The organism is Anabaena sp. AL93, assembly GCF_001672085.1.
Classification (GTDB): Bacteria; Cyanobacteriota; Cyanobacteriia; order Cyanobacteriales; family Nostocaceae; genus Dolichospermum; species Dolichospermum heterosporum.
This window is the reverse complement of record NZ_LJOU01000002.1, coordinates 44817-63202: the sequence shown is the minus strand read 5'-3', so window position 1 is coordinate 63202 and position 18386 is coordinate 44817. Positions and strand designations below refer to the sequence as shown.

The 18386-nt window shown below is 36.7% G+C and carries 14 protein-coding genes and 2 pseudogenes; 6 read left to right on the top strand and 10 right to left on the bottom strand.

The window, feature by feature from the left end:
• Window positions 1–325: 325 nt before the first annotated feature.
• The 3 genes from AN486_RS00960 to AN486_RS00950 all read right to left on the bottom strand — a co-directional run bounded on the left by AN486_RS00960 (window position 326) and on the right by AN486_RS00950 (window position 2761).
• Window positions 326–1546 carry a HetZ-related protein gene (locus AN486_RS00960; protein ID WP_039201475.1) on the bottom strand — a complete coding sequence of 407 codons (1221 nt, stop codon included), beginning with the start codon at window positions 1544–1546 and terminating at the stop codon, window positions 326–328.
• A gap of 407 nt (window positions 1547–1953) precedes the next feature.
• Window positions 1954–2613 (bottom strand): L-threonylcarbamoyladenylate synthase, encoded by a 660-nt coding sequence (locus AN486_RS00955; protein WP_290598691.1) that lies wholly within the window; start codon window positions 2611–2613, stop codon window positions 1954–1956.
• Window positions 2585–2761 carry a hypothetical protein gene (locus tag AN486_RS00950; protein WP_290598690.1) on the bottom strand — a complete coding sequence of 59 codons (177 nt, stop codon included), beginning with the start codon at window positions 2759–2761 and terminating at the stop codon, window positions 2585–2587. The genes AN486_RS00955 and AN486_RS00950 overlap by 29 nt, the downstream gene beginning before the upstream one ends.
• A 36-nt stretch (window positions 2762–2797) precedes the next feature.
• Here AN486_RS00950 and larC point away from each other — a divergent pair, with 36 nt between their 5' ends.
• Together larC and AN486_RS00940 are read left to right on the top strand one after the other, a co-directional pair.
• Window positions 2798–4072, top strand: coding sequence for a nickel pincer cofactor biosynthesis protein LarC (gene larC / locus AN486_RS00945; RefSeq protein WP_290598688.1), 1275 nt, complete (start codon window positions 2798–2800; stop codon window positions 4070–4072).
• Between the two features lie 56 nt (window positions 4073–4128).
• Window positions 4129–5061 (top strand): YbhN family protein, encoded by a 933-nt coding sequence (locus tag AN486_RS00940; protein WP_290598686.1) that lies wholly within the window; start codon window positions 4129–4131, stop codon window positions 5059–5061.
• Between the two features lie 220 nt (window positions 5062–5281).
• On the opposite strand, the gene AN486_RS00935 is transcribed toward AN486_RS00940, so the two are convergent.
• Both AN486_RS00935 and AN486_RS00930 read right to left on the bottom strand, forming a co-directional pair.
• The gene (locus tag AN486_RS00935; RefSeq protein ID WP_168466530.1) at window positions 5282–6622 is read right to left on the bottom strand and encodes a TldD/PmbA family protein; all 1341 of its coding nucleotides are present in this window, start codon (window positions 6620–6622) and stop codon (window positions 5282–5284) included.
• Between the two features lie 190 nt (window positions 6623–6812).
• The gene (locus AN486_RS00930; protein WP_290598682.1) at window positions 6813–8285 is read right to left on the bottom strand and encodes a TldD/PmbA family protein; all 1473 of its coding nucleotides are present in this window, start codon (window positions 8283–8285) and stop codon (window positions 6813–6815) included.
• 302 nt (window positions 8286–8587) lie between these two features.
• Here AN486_RS00930 and AN486_RS00925 point away from each other — a divergent pair, with 302 nt between their 5' ends.
• Together AN486_RS00925 and AN486_RS00920 are read left to right on the top strand one after the other, a co-directional pair.
• On the top strand, window positions 8588–9772 hold the full coding sequence (locus AN486_RS00925) for an AAA family ATPase (RefSeq protein WP_053538508.1): 1185 nt from the start codon (window positions 8588–8590) through the stop codon (window positions 9770–9772).
• A gap of 1 nt (window position 9773) precedes the next feature.
• Entirely contained in the window at window positions 9774–10520 is a 747-nt protein-coding gene (locus AN486_RS00920) for a DUF4276 family protein (protein WP_053538509.1), read from the top strand.
• A gap of 172 nt (window positions 10521–10692) precedes the next feature.
• Here AN486_RS00920 and AN486_RS00915 read toward each other — a convergent pair whose 3' ends face one another.
• Window positions 10693–10905 carry a hypothetical protein gene (locus tag AN486_RS00915; protein WP_039202163.1) on the bottom strand — a complete coding sequence of 71 codons (213 nt, stop codon included), beginning with the start codon at window positions 10903–10905 and terminating at the stop codon, window positions 10693–10695.
• A gap of 221 nt (window positions 10906–11126) precedes the next feature.
• Between AN486_RS00915 and AN486_RS00910 the strand changes: the two genes are divergently transcribed.
• Entirely contained in the window at window positions 11127–13286 is a 2160-nt protein-coding gene (locus tag AN486_RS00910; protein ID WP_053538510.1) for a Tex family protein, read from the top strand.
• Between the two features lie 464 nt (window positions 13287–13750).
• On the opposite strand, the pseudogene AN486_RS00905 reads toward AN486_RS00910, so the two are convergent.
• A pseudogene (locus AN486_RS00905) lies at window positions 13751–14053 on the bottom strand (Rpn family recombination-promoting nuclease/putative transposase); the annotation flags it as partial.
• Between the two features lie 69 nt (window positions 14054–14122).
• Between AN486_RS00905 and AN486_RS00900 the strand changes: the two are divergent.
• On the top strand, window positions 14123–14398 hold the full coding sequence (locus AN486_RS00900; protein WP_234413330.1) for a DUF5615 family PIN-like protein: 276 nt from the start codon (window positions 14123–14125) through the stop codon (window positions 14396–14398).
• 82 nt (window positions 14399–14480) lie between these two features.
• Here the strand turns inward: AN486_RS00900 and AN486_RS00895 are convergent.
• The 3 genes and pseudogenes from AN486_RS00895 to AN486_RS00885 form a co-directional block, all read right to left on the bottom strand.
• Window positions 14481–14645, bottom strand: a pseudogene (locus AN486_RS00895) (DUF2887 domain-containing protein); the annotation flags it as partial.
• 60 nt (window positions 14646–14705) lie between these two features.
• Entirely contained in the window at window positions 14706–17477 is a 2772-nt protein-coding gene (locus tag AN486_RS00890) for a dynamin family protein (RefSeq protein WP_053538512.1), read from the bottom strand.
• Window positions 17478–17528: 51 nt separating this feature from the next.
• Window positions 17529–18386: a hypothetical protein gene (locus tag AN486_RS00885; protein WP_053538513.1), complete on the bottom strand. Its 858-nt coding sequence runs from the start codon at window positions 18384–18386 to the stop codon at window positions 17529–17531.

Here is an 18386-nt window from a genome sequence, read left to right as displayed (position 1 = left end):
ATTATAACATCTAAGTAAGTTAACACAATAAAACAAAACTGTGTAAAGAGATGTAAAATCGCTGAAAACTTCTTTACTCTTGCCTTACTAAGTAGTGAGACAGAATTAATTACACAATGTCATTGCGTAAGCGTTGCGTGGGGTTAGCCAGATGGAACGAAGTGAAATGAAACAATTGCAAGGGTTGTGATTGCTTCCCTTCGCTCGCAATGACTGTAAATATTTTTGTCCATTACTTATAACAACAATTTTTAACGCCAACCTACTTAACATTTCCATGAAAATGTTGGGTTTACTTGCGTCAACCCAACCGACCAGATGGAATTTAATTATTTTTGGTTTCAGCATGACCGTTACGAATAGACCATGCTAATTCCAACATTTGTGTCCAGCGTTTTTGCAGTTGTTTCGGAGTACATTGAACGGCTTTAGAAATAAGTTGATCACTTTGACAAGCGGTTTTTAGTTCAAAAATTTGTTGCTGCTGTGGTGTGAGTTGATTCCAAAAAATATCCCATTGCTGGGAAGATAAACCTAACTTATGTTCTAAACCAGCACCTAACCATTGATGAACTAATTGCCATTGGTGCTGTTTGGCAAACTTCTCAACATGATATTTAAATCTTTGTTGTAAATAATCCCGTTGACGACTGGTTAAACCGAGAATTTGGTCAATTTCCGGTGCAGAAAGATCCTGGAGTTTGAGAGTCAAGTAATTCATACAATCAGATTGTCCTTGAGACTCCAGATATTTCATCAATTCGGTAATCACGCGATTGCGTTCCGACTCTTCAGAAGGGTCAAAACCAGGTTTAGCAATCATTTGTGAGCGAATTTGCTGCACTGCCACATTGCGTTGATAAGATTCTGCTTCTTCCGTTTTCGCAGAATCCACTGCCATTTCAATATCTACAGTAGTTTCTTGGGGTTGACGACGGGCAAAACCTTGAGCGCGTAAAACAATTAGTTGTTGATTAGCACCACCAGGTAAATTAATCCGGCGTTTGGCATATTGTTCTGTAAATGCCATATACTCAGCTACTTGTAACTGAGTACGGGGGGTGTAATCTTCAGGTAGTTCGGTTTCTCGACGGAAAGCTTTAATTGCTTCGATATAAAAAGCTTGTAAAAAATCTTCAATCAGATTGTAACGAGCCTCAAATCCTAAATCTGAGCCTGCAACAGTTACGTGACGATAAACAATTGCGCCTAAGCTGCTGTGTAATTCTACTCGTCCTTGTTTAGAACCAAGTTGATAGTAACGGAGGCACTTTTGTAAGCGATGTCTTCCTAATGTAATTTGCCAAGACTGAATTTGTCCTGAGTTTTGAATGCGGGAGCTTTTATCACATATCCGTTCTACTTCTTTGGCTATGCGTCCAACAACATCTTGTACACCTGAAGTGGCGGATTTAACTTGAGATTGCATCTCATGGGATAAAAGTTGTACTAATGTATCGCTGGTAGGAACAGACAATTCTTCAAGAGAAATATAGCTATCAAAAGCAGATGTAGAATTAGGCAGATTGGCGATGTTAGCTTTCATGACTTTTCTATAAAATTGGTATTGCACCTTAACTCAAACGCATATACAGTATTTAAGGCCAGTCTCAGGAGTAAAAATCTTTGGGGATTTATGCCTCAAAACTCACCAACTAGACTCCTGATATGTAAACACTGTAGGAAATTTCCAAAGTTAAGGGCTTGTTAATTGTGTCGCTTTATTTTTAGCAACTAAATCAAAGATGGCATAATAGATATTCACTCTGAGGACAAATTGCCAAAACCTTAGTCATGCTAAGATTGGCCGATAGCCTGTGTGGCGTAGCCATAATTTCATGACTGGGATAAGAGTGCCTGGGAGGATGACAATTTCAAAATTGGAGTCAGGTGATCATAATAATTAGCGCAACGGAGTCCAAAACAAGGGGTTGCACTTATAAAGCTTTATTCTTAAACCCAAGTAGCTACAGCTTCCCAACCTAAACCTCTCCGAATAATAACTGGTTCTTCATCGGTCAAATCTAAAATGGTAGACACTTGATATGTAGGTTCTTCGGCAGTGTCGATAATGATATCTACCAATTTATCCAAATGGTCGTATAAATCTACCCGTGACAACATTGGTTGTTTTCCATTTTCAACTATTTCCTGGTCTTCGTCATTTGCTCTAACATGAGCCGAAGTAGAAATAATTGGGTTTCCTAACGCTTCCATTAATGCCAAGCAAACGTTATGATTTGGCACTCGAATTCCTGTGGTTTTGCGTTTGGGATTTTGTACTAGTCGCGGTACTAATTTGGTAGCAGGGAGCAAAAAAGTGTAGGGTCCTGGTATTAACCGCTTCATTAGTCGGTAGGCTGTATCACTTACGAAGGCATAAGTCGCCACATTGGAGAGTGAGGGACATAAAAATGTCAGTGGTTTATCATTTGCTAACTGTTTGATTTGCCGCACTCTTTCCACCGCCGACTTGGAATTCAAATCACAACCAATTGCGTAAACTGTATCTGTAGGGTAGAGCATGATAGCGCCACCTAATAGCGCTAACTTTATTTCCTCTATTCGGCGGCTTTGAGGATTATCAGGATGAATGGTGAATATTTTGGCCATAATGATTATTGGTAATGATTATTGGTAATGGGTAATGGGTAATGGGTAATGGGTAATTGGTGATAGTTTTACCACTGACAACTGACAACTGTACGGGCGAAGCATTTGGAGAACTATTTTTGGCAATGACCGATAATTTATCTTCCAAATGCTTCGCCCCTACTAACAACTAACAAATAAATTTATGAATAAAATCGCTTATCTTCAATGCCCAACAGGGATTTCTGGTGATATGTGCTTGGGGGCGTTAGTCAGTCTCGGTGTGCCTGTGGAGTATTTGGTGGAAAAACTCAATGGCTTGGGAATTGCGGCAGAATACCGATTACGGGCGGAATTGGTTCACCGTCAAGGTCAACAAGCGACTAAGGTTGATGTGGATTTGGTTTCTCATCACCACCATCATCATTCTCATAATGAACATGATCACCACCACACCCGTCATTTGCCAGAAATAGAGGAGATGATTCTCAAGGGGAATTTGCCAGTGCGGGCGGAAGCTTGGAGTTTAGCTGTTTTCCGACAGTTAGCAGTGGCAGAGGGGGCTGTTCATGGCATCGCACCGGAAAAAGTTCATTTTCATGAAGTGGGGGCTGTGGATGCTATTGTGGATATTGTTGGTACTTGCTTAGGGTTGGATTGGTTGGGTATTGATTGCGATCGCCAGGGTTTGCCTTTGCTATACTGTTCTGCATTTCCAACTGGAGGTGGTACTGTTAATGCGGCACATGGAAGAATGGCTGTACCAGTACCAGCGGTGTTAAAGTTGTGGGAAATGCGGGGTTGTCCAGTTTATAGCAATGGTATTGACAGAGAATTGGTAACACCAACGGGGGCGGCGATCGCTACTACCTTAGTAGAAGACTTCGGTTCACCACCACCAATGACTATCAAACAGATAGGATTAGGGGCGGGTTCTCTAGATTTACCCATTTCTAATATACTACGGCTCTGGTACGGTGAAAATGAATCTTTACAGACTGATAACTCTGATTTAGGGGAATATTCTCCAAATCTAGAAACTATTACTGTCCTCGAAACTCAAATAGATGATTTAAATCCGCAAGTATTTGGTTATGTGTTTGAGGCTTTATTTGTTGCGGGTGCGGTGGATGTTTTTACCCAACCCATAGGGATGAAAAAGTCACGAACTGGAATTTTATTAACTGTGATTTGTCATCCTGAAAAGTTAGCTAGTTGTGAGGATGTGTTATTTCGAGAAACTAGCACTTTGGGGATTCGTCGTACTACTCAAAAACGGTCATTTTTACAAAGGGAAATGCAAAAGGTGGAAACTATTTATGGGACAATATCTGTAAAAGTTGCCTGGACAGGAAAAGCTACAGAAAAGGTAATTACTAATGTGCAGCCAGAATATGAAGATTGTGCAGAATTAGCAAGACAAAATAATATTCCTTGGCGAGAAATTCATCGGTTAGCGTTAGAAAGTTGGCACAATTAACCAGATCCCCGACTTCTTCAAGAAGTCGGGGATCTGAATATTTCAATAAATCTAAAATGAAGAAAATTGTCCGGTGGTTGATTTTAGGTGGTACGCTATTTTTTTTGTTGAAAGCATTAAAAGATAATTGGTTGGGAGTTAGTGCTATTCGGATTAGTGCAAATGGATGGTTAATATTAGTAGCTGCTACATTTATAACTTTACTGGCACATATTTGGGCGGGTTGGATTTGGACTTGGGTACTAAAAGAGTTGAATCAATCTGTATCTGCTATTGAATTTATTCAAGTTTATTTAAAAACGAATATTGCTAAATATTTACCTGGGAATGTTTGGCATTATTACGGGCGAATTATGGCGGCTAAAAATGCTAATATTCCTACTAATATTGCTACTTTAAGTGTTTTATTAGAACCATTATTAATGTTAGCAGCAGCTTTAATTATTATTGTTTTATTTGGGAGTGAACTTGTTGTTAATAATCTGAAATTTAATTTAATGATTCTGCAATTTCTGAGTTTAATAATTGTCTTGGGTATACTTCATCCTCAATTTTTAAATCCAGCTATTAAACTTTTAGATCGGTGGAAAAATAAAAAATCTCATGGAGAAAATCAATTAATTAATAGTTTTATAATTAAACGTTACCCGGTGAAACCCTTATTAGGAGAATTAGTTTTTTTAGGGTTGAGGTGTGCTGGATTTATTTTAACTATGTTGGCTTTAACTTCTGTAAATTGGGCGCAAATACCCTTATTAATGGGGGCTTTTAGTTGTGCTTGGGTATTGGGGCTAGTTGTTCCTGGTGCGCCTGGTGGTTTAGGAGTATTTGAAACCACAGCGATGTTACTGTTACAATATCATTTTCCGGCGGCTTTGGTGATTAGTGCGATCGCACTTTATCGGCTCATTAGTATCTTAGCAGAAACCACAGGAGCAGCCATAGCTTCCTTACATCAAAGAATTAAGAGAACTCCACAAAAAAGATGAACTGCTTGCAGCAGCGCCTCGCTATCCAATCTTGTGTGATGGTCATCTTGCCCGTCCTTGTATTATTAGTGGGCTTTTCGTCCCGCACCACAAGAAATTTTGGGATATTTTTTTAATTGGAAGTCTCTTAACAACCTTTCTCCTTGTCCTCTGTGTCCTCTGTGCCTCTGTGGTTCGATAAAATATCTTTAAACCGCAGACGCACAGAGTGAAAAAGATATTAATCCCCAGTAATAGAAAGTTCACTCACCCAAACTCTAGGAGCAACTCCTCCTGGTGTTAATTCCACCTCTTTCTCGACATAAACAATTGATTTCAAAAGTTCCAAGAAATCCCCAGCTACCGTTGCGGACTCAATACTGGTTTTCTCACCTTTGTTAACTAACCAACCATCAAAAGGCAAAGAAAAAGAACCTTGTAAAGCCTTAACACCCGCATGGAGAGCTTGTAAATCATCAATTAAAATCACATTTTCCGCAGTTTCTAGACTCAATTCTTTCTCAGGAGTTCCCGCCGCAAAAACGTGATAAAAATTCGGACTAACGCTAACTTTTGCGCCAATACTAGCATTACCTGTAGGTTGAGCATTTAACCGTTTAGCAGTTCCCGCACTATGCAAAAAGCTAGTTAAAATGCCCTTTTCTATTAACTTAATTTGCCGGGTAGGAGTACCCTCACCATCAAAACTTTCTGCACCAATATTAGCAGGGTGTAAAGCATCATCATAAACTGAAAGTAAAGGTGAAGCTAGTTCTTTACCAATATCATCAGTTTTCGATAAACTTTGATTATCCAGAATACTTTGGGCGTTAAATAAATTAGAAAAAGCACCTAACAAACTTAAAAAAGCTTCAGGAGAAAAAACTACTTGATACTTACCAGTTTTGATTTTTTCATAATGCAAATGACTGATAGTTTTCTGAGCAGTTTCCTTGATACAACCAGCAATATCTAAATCAGCGACACTTTCCTTAACTCGATAAGCACTACCACTGCGGGGTTTCTTACCTTCTTCTTCAGTTTTGCTGTACAAATAAATAGAAGCTAAGGAATGAGATTCAGTTCTCACAGCACCATCACTATTGAGATAAAATCTGTCAATATCCCTTTGTGCTAACCCATTATAAGGCACACTTGTAATAGCAGGATGGGTTGCTAGTAATTCTTTTTCTGCCACTAATAGCTTTTCTATCAGTTCAGAAACAGGTGCTTGCAGTGCCTTTTCTTGGTGTTTATTAGGGATAGGAATAGTGGCTTCTGGACTAAAATCAGGAACATTTTCTTTCACACCAAAAAAACTCGCTTCATAAGCAGTTTTCAAAGCTAATTCTAATCCTTTAGTATCTACATCTGTAGTGCTGGTAACACCCATTGTATTTTCTTCATTCCAAACCCGAACTGTTACCCCAGAACGATTGGAAGCTTTAACTTGTTTAGGTTCACCTTGGTCAACTTGAACACTGGTATCATCTACAGTTGAGCCGTAAATATCAAACTTTTTAATACCGAGTTTAGCAGCATTTTCTTGAGCGGAGGTGGCGATTTCTTGTATTTTTGTCATGATGAATTAATTTCTGAATTTTGAACGCAGACGAACGCAGATAAACGCAGATAATATAGCTTATCTGTTTTTATCTCAATACAGTTTAGTTAAAAATTTTTTCTTCTCTCTGTGTCCTCTGTGCCTCTGTGGTTCGTTTAAAAAATGACTTTCACAAAGAGTTCTAGATTTAACTAAACCGTATTGGTTTTTATCTGCCGCCGACAGTGATGGAATCAACCTTAATATGGGGTTGTCCAACAGTTGTATAAATACTGCCACTAACAGAACCACAAAAGCCGGGAGCTAATTCTAAATCTTGAGAACATAGGGAGATTTTATTCATGATTTCCTTAGCTTCACCGATGAGAGTAGCGCCTTTTAATGGTTTGGTAATTTTGCCATTTTCTATTAAGTAAGCTTCGTCAACGCTAAAGTTAAATTGACCTGTTGCGCCGACACTTCCGCCACCCATTTTCTTACAGTAAATGCCTTTATCAACGGAGGCAAATAGGTCTTCTGTTGTGTGTTCACCACAATCAATATATGTATTTCGCATCCGACTAGCGGCAGCAAATGTATAATTTTGACGGCGGCCACTACCTGTTCTGGGGTGTCCAGTCCGCACTGAACCGGTTCTATCAGCTAGGAAGTTTTTGAGAATGCCTTTTTCAATTAATAATGTTCTTTGAGCGGGCATTCCTTCATCGTCCATATCAATAGTCCCAAAGGCGTTATCAGTGCGTCCTTCATCCCAAGCAGTCAGGCTTTCATGGGCGATTTTCTCACCTTTTTTATCGGCAAATGGTGTGGTTTTGTGTTCAATTTGAGTGGTTTCTAAAAGGTGTCCACAGGCTTCATGGAAAATTACACCGCCAAAGTGATTGGCCATGATAATCGGGTAAGTTCCTGATTCTACGTAATCTGCGTAAAGCATTTTACCAGCAGATTCGGCGATTTGTTCGGAGGCTTGTTGATAATCCCAGGTTCTCAGGAAGTTAGCGTCACTGGTGTTACCTGCCCGTTCACCAATGGAGGAGCGGTTAGCACCGTCAGCACAAAGCAGGTTGAATCCGACAGACTGAGTGAGGCGGATATCACGGGCAAATGTTCCGTCACTACCAGCAACTAATACTTCTTGCCAATCACGGAAGTAGGAAGCGCGGCGGGATTGGACGTGGGTAGCTTTTTTATTAAGTTGGGCTGTACCATCAAGGAGGACTTCTCCCATTTCGCTGATAGAACTACATAAGGGTAGCCAACCATCTTTACCGCGTTTGCTGGCGTAGTCTCTGAGTAGTTCTAGGTTGATTTCGGGAATGAAGGCACTCGGTCCTGGTAGTTGTAAGCCTAAGATGGAAAGAGCTTTTTCTAAAGCAGCTTTTAAACCGGCAAATGTGAGGTTATTGGTGCTAACGTAGCAGTCAGCTTTGCCACGAAATACTCGCACTCCTGCACCGGTAGCTAAACTGGGGGAAATGCTGGTAATGGTATCTTCTTCGGCTAAACAACTGATGTAGTTGCGACGTTCTAAGAAGTATTCCACAAAATCAGCACCGGCAGCGCGTCCTAGTCCCAAAAGGGTTGCCAGGGGGGCTTCCCAAGTGTCATCGAAGCGTTCTGTGGTGGATGAATATTGTAAACTGGGAAGTTGATTTGAGAGAAGTAGGGTGTTTGTAAGCATGAAGTGCCTCGTCTGCTGGCGTTATCTACAGATGTGACTGAAAAAAAATCCTGGTGTGTTCAGTCTAACAAATCTATGAAAGTCGTTGTTGGCAGTTAGGCTGTAGGGTTTTCCGCCATATTGTCTTTTAAGATGTGATCAGTGGACATTCTAAGCCAGATAATGATGTGATCTAATTCCGATTTTATGTTAACGTTGGGTTGGAGTATTACTATAAAACTATAGTTAATTCTCACTTTCTGTGACTTTTTATTTAAAATAATTGCGTAGTCACTAGACTGACTAATATACTGGAGATATTTATGACTCTTAAACTCATATCCGCAAAAATTAAAAATTTTAAAAGCTTAGGAGATGTGGATTTAAATTTCAGGGATCTAACAATTTTGGTAGGAGCTAATGCTAGTGGTAAATCCAATTCTTTAGAAGCATTACGCTTTCTCAGTAAACTTTTAAAAGACCAGGAACTTCCTTCTCTAAAATATATGGATAGTATCTTAAGGGTGGGGGAAAAACAAACATTTTATCAAATTATTATAGAAGATGATGAAGATAATAAAGCTAAAGTAGAATATAGTTTGGTACTTAGTATCAGTGAAAATAATACTTTAATTGATAGAGAGTATCTCTTAGTTAATGAAATTGAAGTAATTAATATTATTGATGGTAAAGGAACAGTGAATGATGAAAATGGCGAAAATTCTCAACCATACGAATTTTCTGAGGGTGATGGACTCACATTAGCGGATGTAGGTAAATATGGTCATAAACCAATTACAAAAAAGTTGGCAAGCTATATAAAAGATTGGAAATTCTATGATGTAGATCCTGATAGCGTCAGAATACATTCTAGAATTACTAAATTAAATATGATCTATAAATCTTTACAACATGATGAAAGAATACCTAGCCTTGATACTGACGCTAGTGAAGTTGAAGAAGTTTTACAATACTGGGGTAGACATGATAAAAATAAGTTTGATGAAGTGAGCCAAGAACTGTATGACTGTCTGAAAATTAAGTTACAGTTAGATGATGTTGCAGAACCACTTATTAAAGTTATTGAAGAAGATGGTAAAAAAATAGCTTTATCTAATATGTCAGATGGGACTCTGAGGTTGATAGCTTATTTTATCATGCTTTATGAATCTGATGTTCCAACTCTCATTAGTATTGAAGAACCTGAGAGAAATTTTCATCCTGGTATTTTACAAGATATTGCTGATATGATCAAAAGGTTATCCAAGAGAACACAGGTGATTTTTACAACCCATAGTTCTCAATTATTAGATTGTTTTTCTACTGAAGAAATATCATCTGACATTTCGGTAATCCTTTTAAATCAGAAAGGAGAAATAGGAACTAAAGCTTGTCTACTTGATAAATTAGCAGAAAACCGAGATGATTTTTCCGATTGGATGAATGATTTTGGAATAGGTAGCGCGATTTATCATAGTCACTTACTAGAAGGAATTTTTGCTGATTAATATGCCTAGTGTTCGTCTTTGGGTGCCGGAATCTGATCATGATAGTAAAGCAGTTGGCTGTATTGCTAACAAAATAGTCGCGCTTTATGGTGGTAATATAACTATCCAACTTGCCACTAAACAGGGTTTTAATACAGCTATACATCCAAAAATCCAAGATGGTTTAAAGAAGGCAGTTGATACTTATTTAAAAAATGATGATTTAGTTATCTTTCTGCTAGATTCTGATGGGACACAATCGCAAAACCAAAGACGGAGGGAAAAAAATTCTCTGGTTAATCGAATTGAAGAAGTTGTTAAATTGTTTGAAGGTGAAGGAAGAGTAAAATATTTTCCGATGATTCAAGAATTGGAGGCTTGGTTATTAGTTGATTATTTGGGTATATGCTGCTTTTTTACAAAAAATGCTGATCATCGAAATCATCCAGAATGGATCAAATTTGCCAATAGTAAACAACGTGGACAAACAGATTTAATAGCAGAAGCTGAGTCAGGAGGAAGGGGTGTCAAGGAATGTTTAGTAAAGTTATCACGCGAAATCCTAATTAAGCATAATCCGAATCTCCAAGATAAACCCAAAAATTTGAAAGAACGGGAATATGAAGAAAGTCAATCATCTAATATAGCAGCATATATTGAAATTAATAACCAAACTCTCAGAAAAAATAATTCATTGGTAGAGTTTGCGAAATGTTTGCAAAAATTAGTAGATGAAAATAAACAAGTATTTCTAGATGATATTAATTAGTAGGATTTAGATAAAGAATAAATGTTTTTAGTTCTAACTGAATTATCTAGTTTCAGCTATTCTATCTTTTATCCAACTATCAACACCCTCCTTCCCCTCAATGATTATTTTATCGAGGGTGGATAATTGCCGACTTGACTGTATTTTATTTCTAAATATTGCGAAAATTGATTTAAAACCAATTTTTATTCAGCAGTTTGTTACTGACAATGACCACAAACATCAACATACCAAACTGAATTTGCCAAGGTGATAACACTAAACTTACAATAAAAATGACGGCTGTGAAGACACCTGCAATATTGGTGATTTCATCATCATTTCTTTGGAAGAGATAGCCAGTCATTACACCTGTAACTAATGTTATTAAGAAAAATAAAGGCATTTTCACTAATCTCCAAACTACGAGCTACTGTTTAATACCAGTAGATTTTAACCTTCTTCAAGAACGTTATTAACATTATACTTAAGTAAGACAAAATGGCAACAAATTTATTCTCAAGTGATGAAATTAGCTATTCTCAAATGATGCCATTATTTGCTAAATTAAGTTAACACTATCTATTCGTGCTGGAATCAACTTAACACTTTCAATTTAAATATCCAATGTTGAACATTTCCCAACTCCTCGCAACTGAACTAAAACTTAAACCCCACCAAGTACAAAATGCGCTAGAACTCTTAGCAGAAGGGGCAACAATTCCCTTTATTGCGCGTTACCGTAAAGAACGCACTGATGAAATGGATGAAGTGCAATTACGGGATTTACAAGATAGGCATAATTACTTAACGGAGTTAGAAGAAAGAAAAAAAGTAATTGTGAGTGCGATCGCTCAACAAGATAAACTTACCCCAGAACTACAAGCAAAAATAGCATCCTGTTTACAAAAAACTGAACTGGAAGATTTATATTTACCCTATCGTCCTAAACGTCGGACTCGTGCTACCATTGCTAGGGAAAAAGGGTTAGAAGCACTGGCTACATTTATTAAATCCCTAAATGTTAAAAATGGTATTTCCGCATCTTTAGAGGCAGAATCAGCAAAGTATATTTCGGAAACCTTGGGAGTAAAAAGCGCAGATGAAGCTTTAAAAGGTGCGTCTGATATTTTAGCTGAAGAAGTAGCAGAAAAATCAGAATCACGCGCTTATATCCGCGATTATCTGTTAGAAAATGGGGTATTTATTTCTCGGATTAAAGACGAACATCCTGAAGGGACAACTAAATTTGAAATGTACCGCAATTATCAGATTAGAGTCAAAAATATCGCCCCTCATAATCTGTTGGCATTATGTCGAGGAGAAGATGAAAAAATTCTCAGTTTTGAAGTTGCGTTTGATGAAGATTTTGTGCTGGGTTATTTAGAATCTCAAGAAATAAAAACTCAAGTTCGCAATATTCGAGATTTTTATCAAGTCATGTTAAAAGATAGTTTTAACCGCTTGATGAAAACTTCCTTAATTAGCGAAGTAACAAACGAGAAAAAAACCTACGCTGACATAGAATCAATCAAAACTTTTGAAACCAATTTACGAGAATTGCTATTATCCGCACCAGCAGGAATGAAACCGACAATGGCTATAGATCCAGGTTTTAGAACCGGGTGTAAAGTCGCTATATTAGATGAAACTGGGCAATTTTTAGAATATCAAGCTGTCTTTCCCCACCAAGCAGCAGAACAACGACAAAAAGCCGCCCAAACTATTAAAAAATTACTTGAAAAATACCAAATTCAATTAATCGCTATTGGTAACGGTACAGCGTCACGAGAAACAGAAGAATTTGTGGCCGAAATATTACCAAATATAGCCCATAAACCAGTTAAAGTTGTGGTAAATGAATCTGGTGCATCTATATATTCTGCCAGCGACGTAGCTAGAGAAGAATTTCCCGATTTAGATATTACCGTGCGGGGTGCAATCAGTATTGGGAGAAGATTACAAGATCCTTTAGCAGAACTAGTTAAAATAGATCCTAAATCAATTGGTGTCGGACAATATCAACATGACGTTGATCAAAAATTACTGAAAAAGAAATTAGATGAAACCGTCGAAAGTTGCGTTAACTATGTGGGTGTAGACTTAAATACTGCTTCCAAAGAACTTCTCACCTTTGTTTCGGGAATTACCCCCACCATAGCTAATAATATTATTGCCTATCGTAACCAAAATGGCGCATTTAAAAACCGTCGTCAACTTTTGAAAGTAGCGAAATTAGGACCTAAAGCCTTTGAACAAGCAGCAGGGTTTTTAAGAATTCGTGGTGGTGAAAACCCCTTAGATAATACCGCAGTTCATCCAGAAAGTTACTCTTTGGTACAATCTATCGCGGCTGATTTAGGAGTATCCTTAAATCAAGTGACACAAGTTGCAGAAAACCTCAAAAAAGCCAACATCAAAAAATACGTTACCGAAACCATTGGAGAACCAACCCTGCGCGACATTCTCAGCGAATTAGAAAAACCAGGCAGAGATCCTCGTGCGGAATTTAAATATGCTACCTTTAAAGAAGGAATCAAAGAAATTAAAGATCTAACCGTAGGAATGCAACTAGAAGGAATTATTACCAACGTTGCTAACTTCGGTGCTTTCGTTGATATTGGAGTCCATCAAGATGGTTTAGTGCATATTTCCCAACTTGCTGATAGATTTGTAGATGATCCGAAAAAAATTGTAAAAGTTGGACAAGTCGTTAAAGTGCAAGTTTTAGAAATCAACGAAAAACTCAAACGCATAGGTTTATCAATGAAAGGAATCAAACAATAATTACCTCTCCCTGACTTGTTATACTCAAAACGGCTAGAAGCTGGACTTTTTTATCATACAAAGAACAAGGTTTAAAGCCTCTCCCCGCACCTCTCCCTATAGGAGAGGGAAAAGGAATAACATTTAATACTGGAGAGGTTTACCAGAGGGGTTTCATATTTGGTTAAACTATGAACCGTTTGCAGTATAGTTAGGTAAATTGTCAGAAGTGGCTAACACCTCCCGTAAGAGGGTGTTTGAAAAGTTATGGTTGATGTATCAAATATTTTTTACCCCTCCCTAACCCTCCCCTTGTAAAGGGCAGGGAACTGGATTTTTATTGTTTCCCCCCTTTCCCCTTGTAAAGGGGGGTAGCAATATGATGAAAATTACGGAATACCACTTTTAAAACATCCTCTAAGGGATACAGGATATGCAGGATTAAAGGATGAAAATCAGAGATTTGATCACAAATCACCAAATGTTTACCTGTCCTTTGTATTCTGTTGTTGAATAATCTCGCTAATTTCTGCCAAACTTAAGTTTAAAACTTGTGCGATTTGTTCTCCAGTTAAACCCAATCCTATCAATCCAGGAACTGCGTCTAATTTGGCTTTGCGTTCACCTACTTCTATTCCTTCTTCCTTTCCCTCTTCTTTTGCTTCTTGATAAAATCGGGTTTGTTTTAACTCACTTAATCCAAACATAGCTTCTATTTCCTCCCTATTCATTCTTGGAAACTTGTAAATTAAAATTGTCTCGATGATTTGTAATACTTGTTGCTGTTGCTTTGATGAAAACTTATCGCCTAAATTATCCACCCGTTTAAGCGATATTTTTCCAGACTCCCTTCATGTATGGCTTACGCCACGCTTCGCTATCGGGATGTAGGGATGAAAGCAACAATAGACCCGATAGTTTGGAATTATGCAAAAGATAATGATTTGATGATTGTCTCGAAAGATGCTGATATGCACGATCTGAGTTTAGTGTTGGGGAATCCTCCAAAAGTCATCTGGCTTAGACTGGGAAACTGTTCTACCTTACAAGTTGAAAATTTACTGCGTCGGGAGTTCAGCACAATCAAATTATTTTATGAAGATGAAAATTCATCATTGCTTGCTCTATCATAATCGCACTGAAAATTTAGAACTGCATTCAAACCAGTAATAAGGTGCGTTAATGAAATGTAACGCACCCTACAGGATTGGCTGTATTTTGGTTAGGTAAGAAAACTCCATCTATTCTCAAGGCTGTTTGTTTGACTTCAACTGATGAAAATTGATAAAGTTCTGCTAATTGGGGAGAGTTACCAATAAGTTCAAAAAATATGCTGGGTATTTCTTGAAACAATCGGTAAAATATGCTGTCTGTTTTCATTTTAAAAAGTTGTTCAAAGGATTTTAAACCCACTTGTGTGGGTTTTGTTTGTAGCGAGAATTATCGGTTAATAGGTGATGGTTTCCAATTATCAAGCACTTCTTGAATCAATATCAATTCATTGAGATATTCACTTACTTCTGATTTTTGGCTTTTAAGAGTAGAAACAATCTCATTCACTTCTGATTCTCTCTTTACCCTTTGTGTCAGCAAATTATCGAAAATATCCAGAAATCTATTGATATAATCATTGATTTGCTGTTCACCTTTCTGAAAATTCTCTTCTACTTGTTCGTCAATAATACCCTTGAGTAAACCTATGTTTCTCTTTACTTGCTCATCTATCTTGTCTTTAATTCCTTGAGCAGTCAGCCGTAAATCAATTTCATAGTAGGATACTTCTGTTTTCATAACAACATCTTGTTCATAGACATGAGGACTTGCACAACAACGTTCCTCTTGCATAGTTATTTTCTTAGTTCTTTCAAAAACTTCTCGTTGTTCTTGAATTTTAGTATCAATGCCAGAAAATTCAAACTTAGGAAACTGAATTGCATTAGTACCAATCTCTATTTGCAAAGTCTCACCAATATACTGAGATAATTCATCAGAAATAGCTTGTATTTCTTGTTGAATTTGCTTAACTAAGTCCTCGTGAATCTTTGCACCTTCTCTCACAAGTCTGTCTTGTGTATCCAGCCAAAAGTTATGAACTATAGGAGCGCAGTAATCATTAATAATTTTACCTATTTCTTTAGCATCTTTTTTGTCTTTTACCTTGATTTTATATGGTTCTGAAGTTGAATCCTCTTTTAACAATGAAGTAACTTTATTCCAAATAAACGAGACAAGATTTTGGTTTTCTTTACTAGATACAGAACCCGAATTTTTAGCTTGTTCTTCTACTACTTTATCAATTTCCAAATCTATACGATTTTTAGCAGTTTCAGCAAACTTATAAATTTCTTGCCTAAAAGTTTTGAATAATCTTTTCTTTTGTGACTGTACAGACTTTTTTACACTTGCTAACTTATTTTCAATCAACTCAAAACGTTGTTTATATTCCTCTATTTTTTGTTGTAGTTCCTCAAATTCTAACTCCCAACCGCGAATTTCCGTAGTAAGTGTATCAGCTACAGATTGAGCAGCTTTATTCAAAACAGCCAAGACATCACTCAATAAATTCCATCCTGAAGTTTGCACAATATTTTTAATTACTGTCTCTTCAATTTTGAGAATACCGCTATCTTCTAAAGATTGAGATGCAATTTCTTCTGGTAAGGGAATAAGCATCCTACCTTTTTCATCTCTTTCTGCATATTTAATGATATAAAACTTTTCAAAATCCTTAATATGACTATCAGTTGCTTTTCCTTCTTGAATCAGCTTAGACAATAAAGCCTGTCTAGCAATGACTGGAGAAATATTTGGTTCAGGAATACCAAAGCTAACCAAACTCATTCTTAAAGATTCTATCACATCTTCAATCTTTCTATCACTTTCTCCTTTCATGTCTACCTTGTTAAGTACAAAGTACATTTTTCCTGTATTTTGTGCCAAAAAGTCCTGGCGGTTTTCAATTAAATCTTGCAGCAATTCTAAATTAATATTGTCTTTAAAAGATAGGTAATCCAGAATAAATAAGATAGCATCACAAGTGCGAAGTGCTTGTAGACTCGTCTGTTTTAAAGCTACTGTATTAAAACTCTCTGAGTTCCACTCATTTGGTCCAGGAGTATCAACTAAGGTAAATCCAGCTAGAGAAGGCAATTTACTAATAGCTTCAATAGGATGTTCTAATTCAAAACTTATAGTATGATCTAAATTTTTATTATCTCTTATTTGATATGTCCGTTCTGAAAACTTCCGCTTAATTTCTTCTGCATCACCAGTTGCTATAATTTCAGGAAATTCTTGATTTTCTCGATGTTCTAAAAGTCTGGGTGTTTGTTCTGCGTTAATTGGACGAATATCTGTACGAAAAACTGTACAAGCCTCTACATTAGTAGCTAAAACATCTGCACCAATCAAAGCATTGAGGAATGTACTTTTACCTGCATTCATAGCTGCAATTACAGCTACTTGATATTTTTGTTTAACTAAGGCTTGTAAAGCTTGTACAATACTATTTTCAACATTTTCTAATCCTTGGGTATTATCTCCTTCTTGGAGTCGTCCTGCGCGAAGTTCTTTTAGATAAGTTAAGAGTCTATTTCCTATATCATTAACTCTGTTATAGGTATCTTGAAATTCTTGTGAATAGGATTTCATTATTTTTATTCCTGGGGTAGTTGTGTTATTTGTAGGTGGTTCTGAAACTATATTGGCAGTGGTATCTCCACTATGAAAAGCTGTAAATTCTTCTGTTTGTGTTAAAAGATTATTTTTCACAGCTTGAGTGAAATTACGTTCATAGTAATCACTAGGAACATTAACTAACTCTTCATTAATTCGGCAGAGAACATTATTTGTAAGATCCACTGCTTTTACAAATTGCTTTAAGACATCTATTGTCGGTTCTTTATCAATAGACCACATTATAGAAATCAAACTCTGTTGCAATCTCACAGCTAAACGCAAACAATCTTTCTCTATTTCACTTAATGCAATCTGTCGAGTTAAGTCGTCAATTTGCTTTTTACTTTCATCAGCAAGTTCATAGTATTGTTTTTGTAGATTCGTATATTTCTCAACTAATTCATTGGCAACTTTCCTGTGATGTTTAGCGGCTTGTCTATCATTTTCTCCAGCAGCATGAGAAGTAAAAGCACCTGCAACAGCACCAACGGCCAAGCCTACAGCACCGATTACAAAAGGCAATATAAAAATCATATAATTTTTTATCAATCCTCTATTGATTAGTGTTGTTAATACCTGCAAAAATTAATTACTTGAGTTAATTTTAGTCTTAGTTTTAGCTGGATAATGATTTTTTTGATATTGAAATATTTTAGCTTTCAATTGTTCAAATTCTAGATCCCATCCTCTAAGGTCTACATTACATAAATAAGCTGTATCTTGAGCAGATTTGTTAATTTTATCCAAAATATCTGTTAATCTCGAAATTAAGCCCGCCTGATTTTTGCATTGCGATAAGTCATACAAAGCTTTTGTGATATTATCCTCAAAAAATTGAAGCTTTTTAATAATATCACCTTCTTTAATACGTCTATTACGAATCTCATTTAGATACTGTAAGAGTCTATTACCACTATTGTAAATTCTATTATATAGATCCTCCAATTCTGGATTATTAATAAAACTAAATCTTTGTGGTAATCTTCGTTCTGGTTTTTGAACAACTGACGAAATACTACGTTGATAGTAATCACTAGGAACAATAATTAATTCCTCATTTAATTGATAGAGAATATAATTAGTTTGTTCTACTGCTAGTTTAAACTGATTTAAAATTTCTGCTGTTGGTTCTTTATCAATTTCCCACATCAAATAAATCAAACTCTGTTGCAATCTCAGTGCTAAACGCAAACAGTCTTTTTCTATTTCACCTAATGCAATCTGTCGAGTTAAATCGTGAATTTGTTTCTGACTTTCATCAGCAAGTTCATAGTATTGTTTTTGTAGATTCGTGTATTTCTCAACTAATTCATTTGCAACTTTCCTGTGATATTTTGCAGCTTGTCTATCATTTTCTCCAGCAGCATGAGAAGTAAAAGCACCTGCAACAGCACCAACAGCTAGACCTACAGCACCAAATACAAAAGGTAGTATGAAAATCAT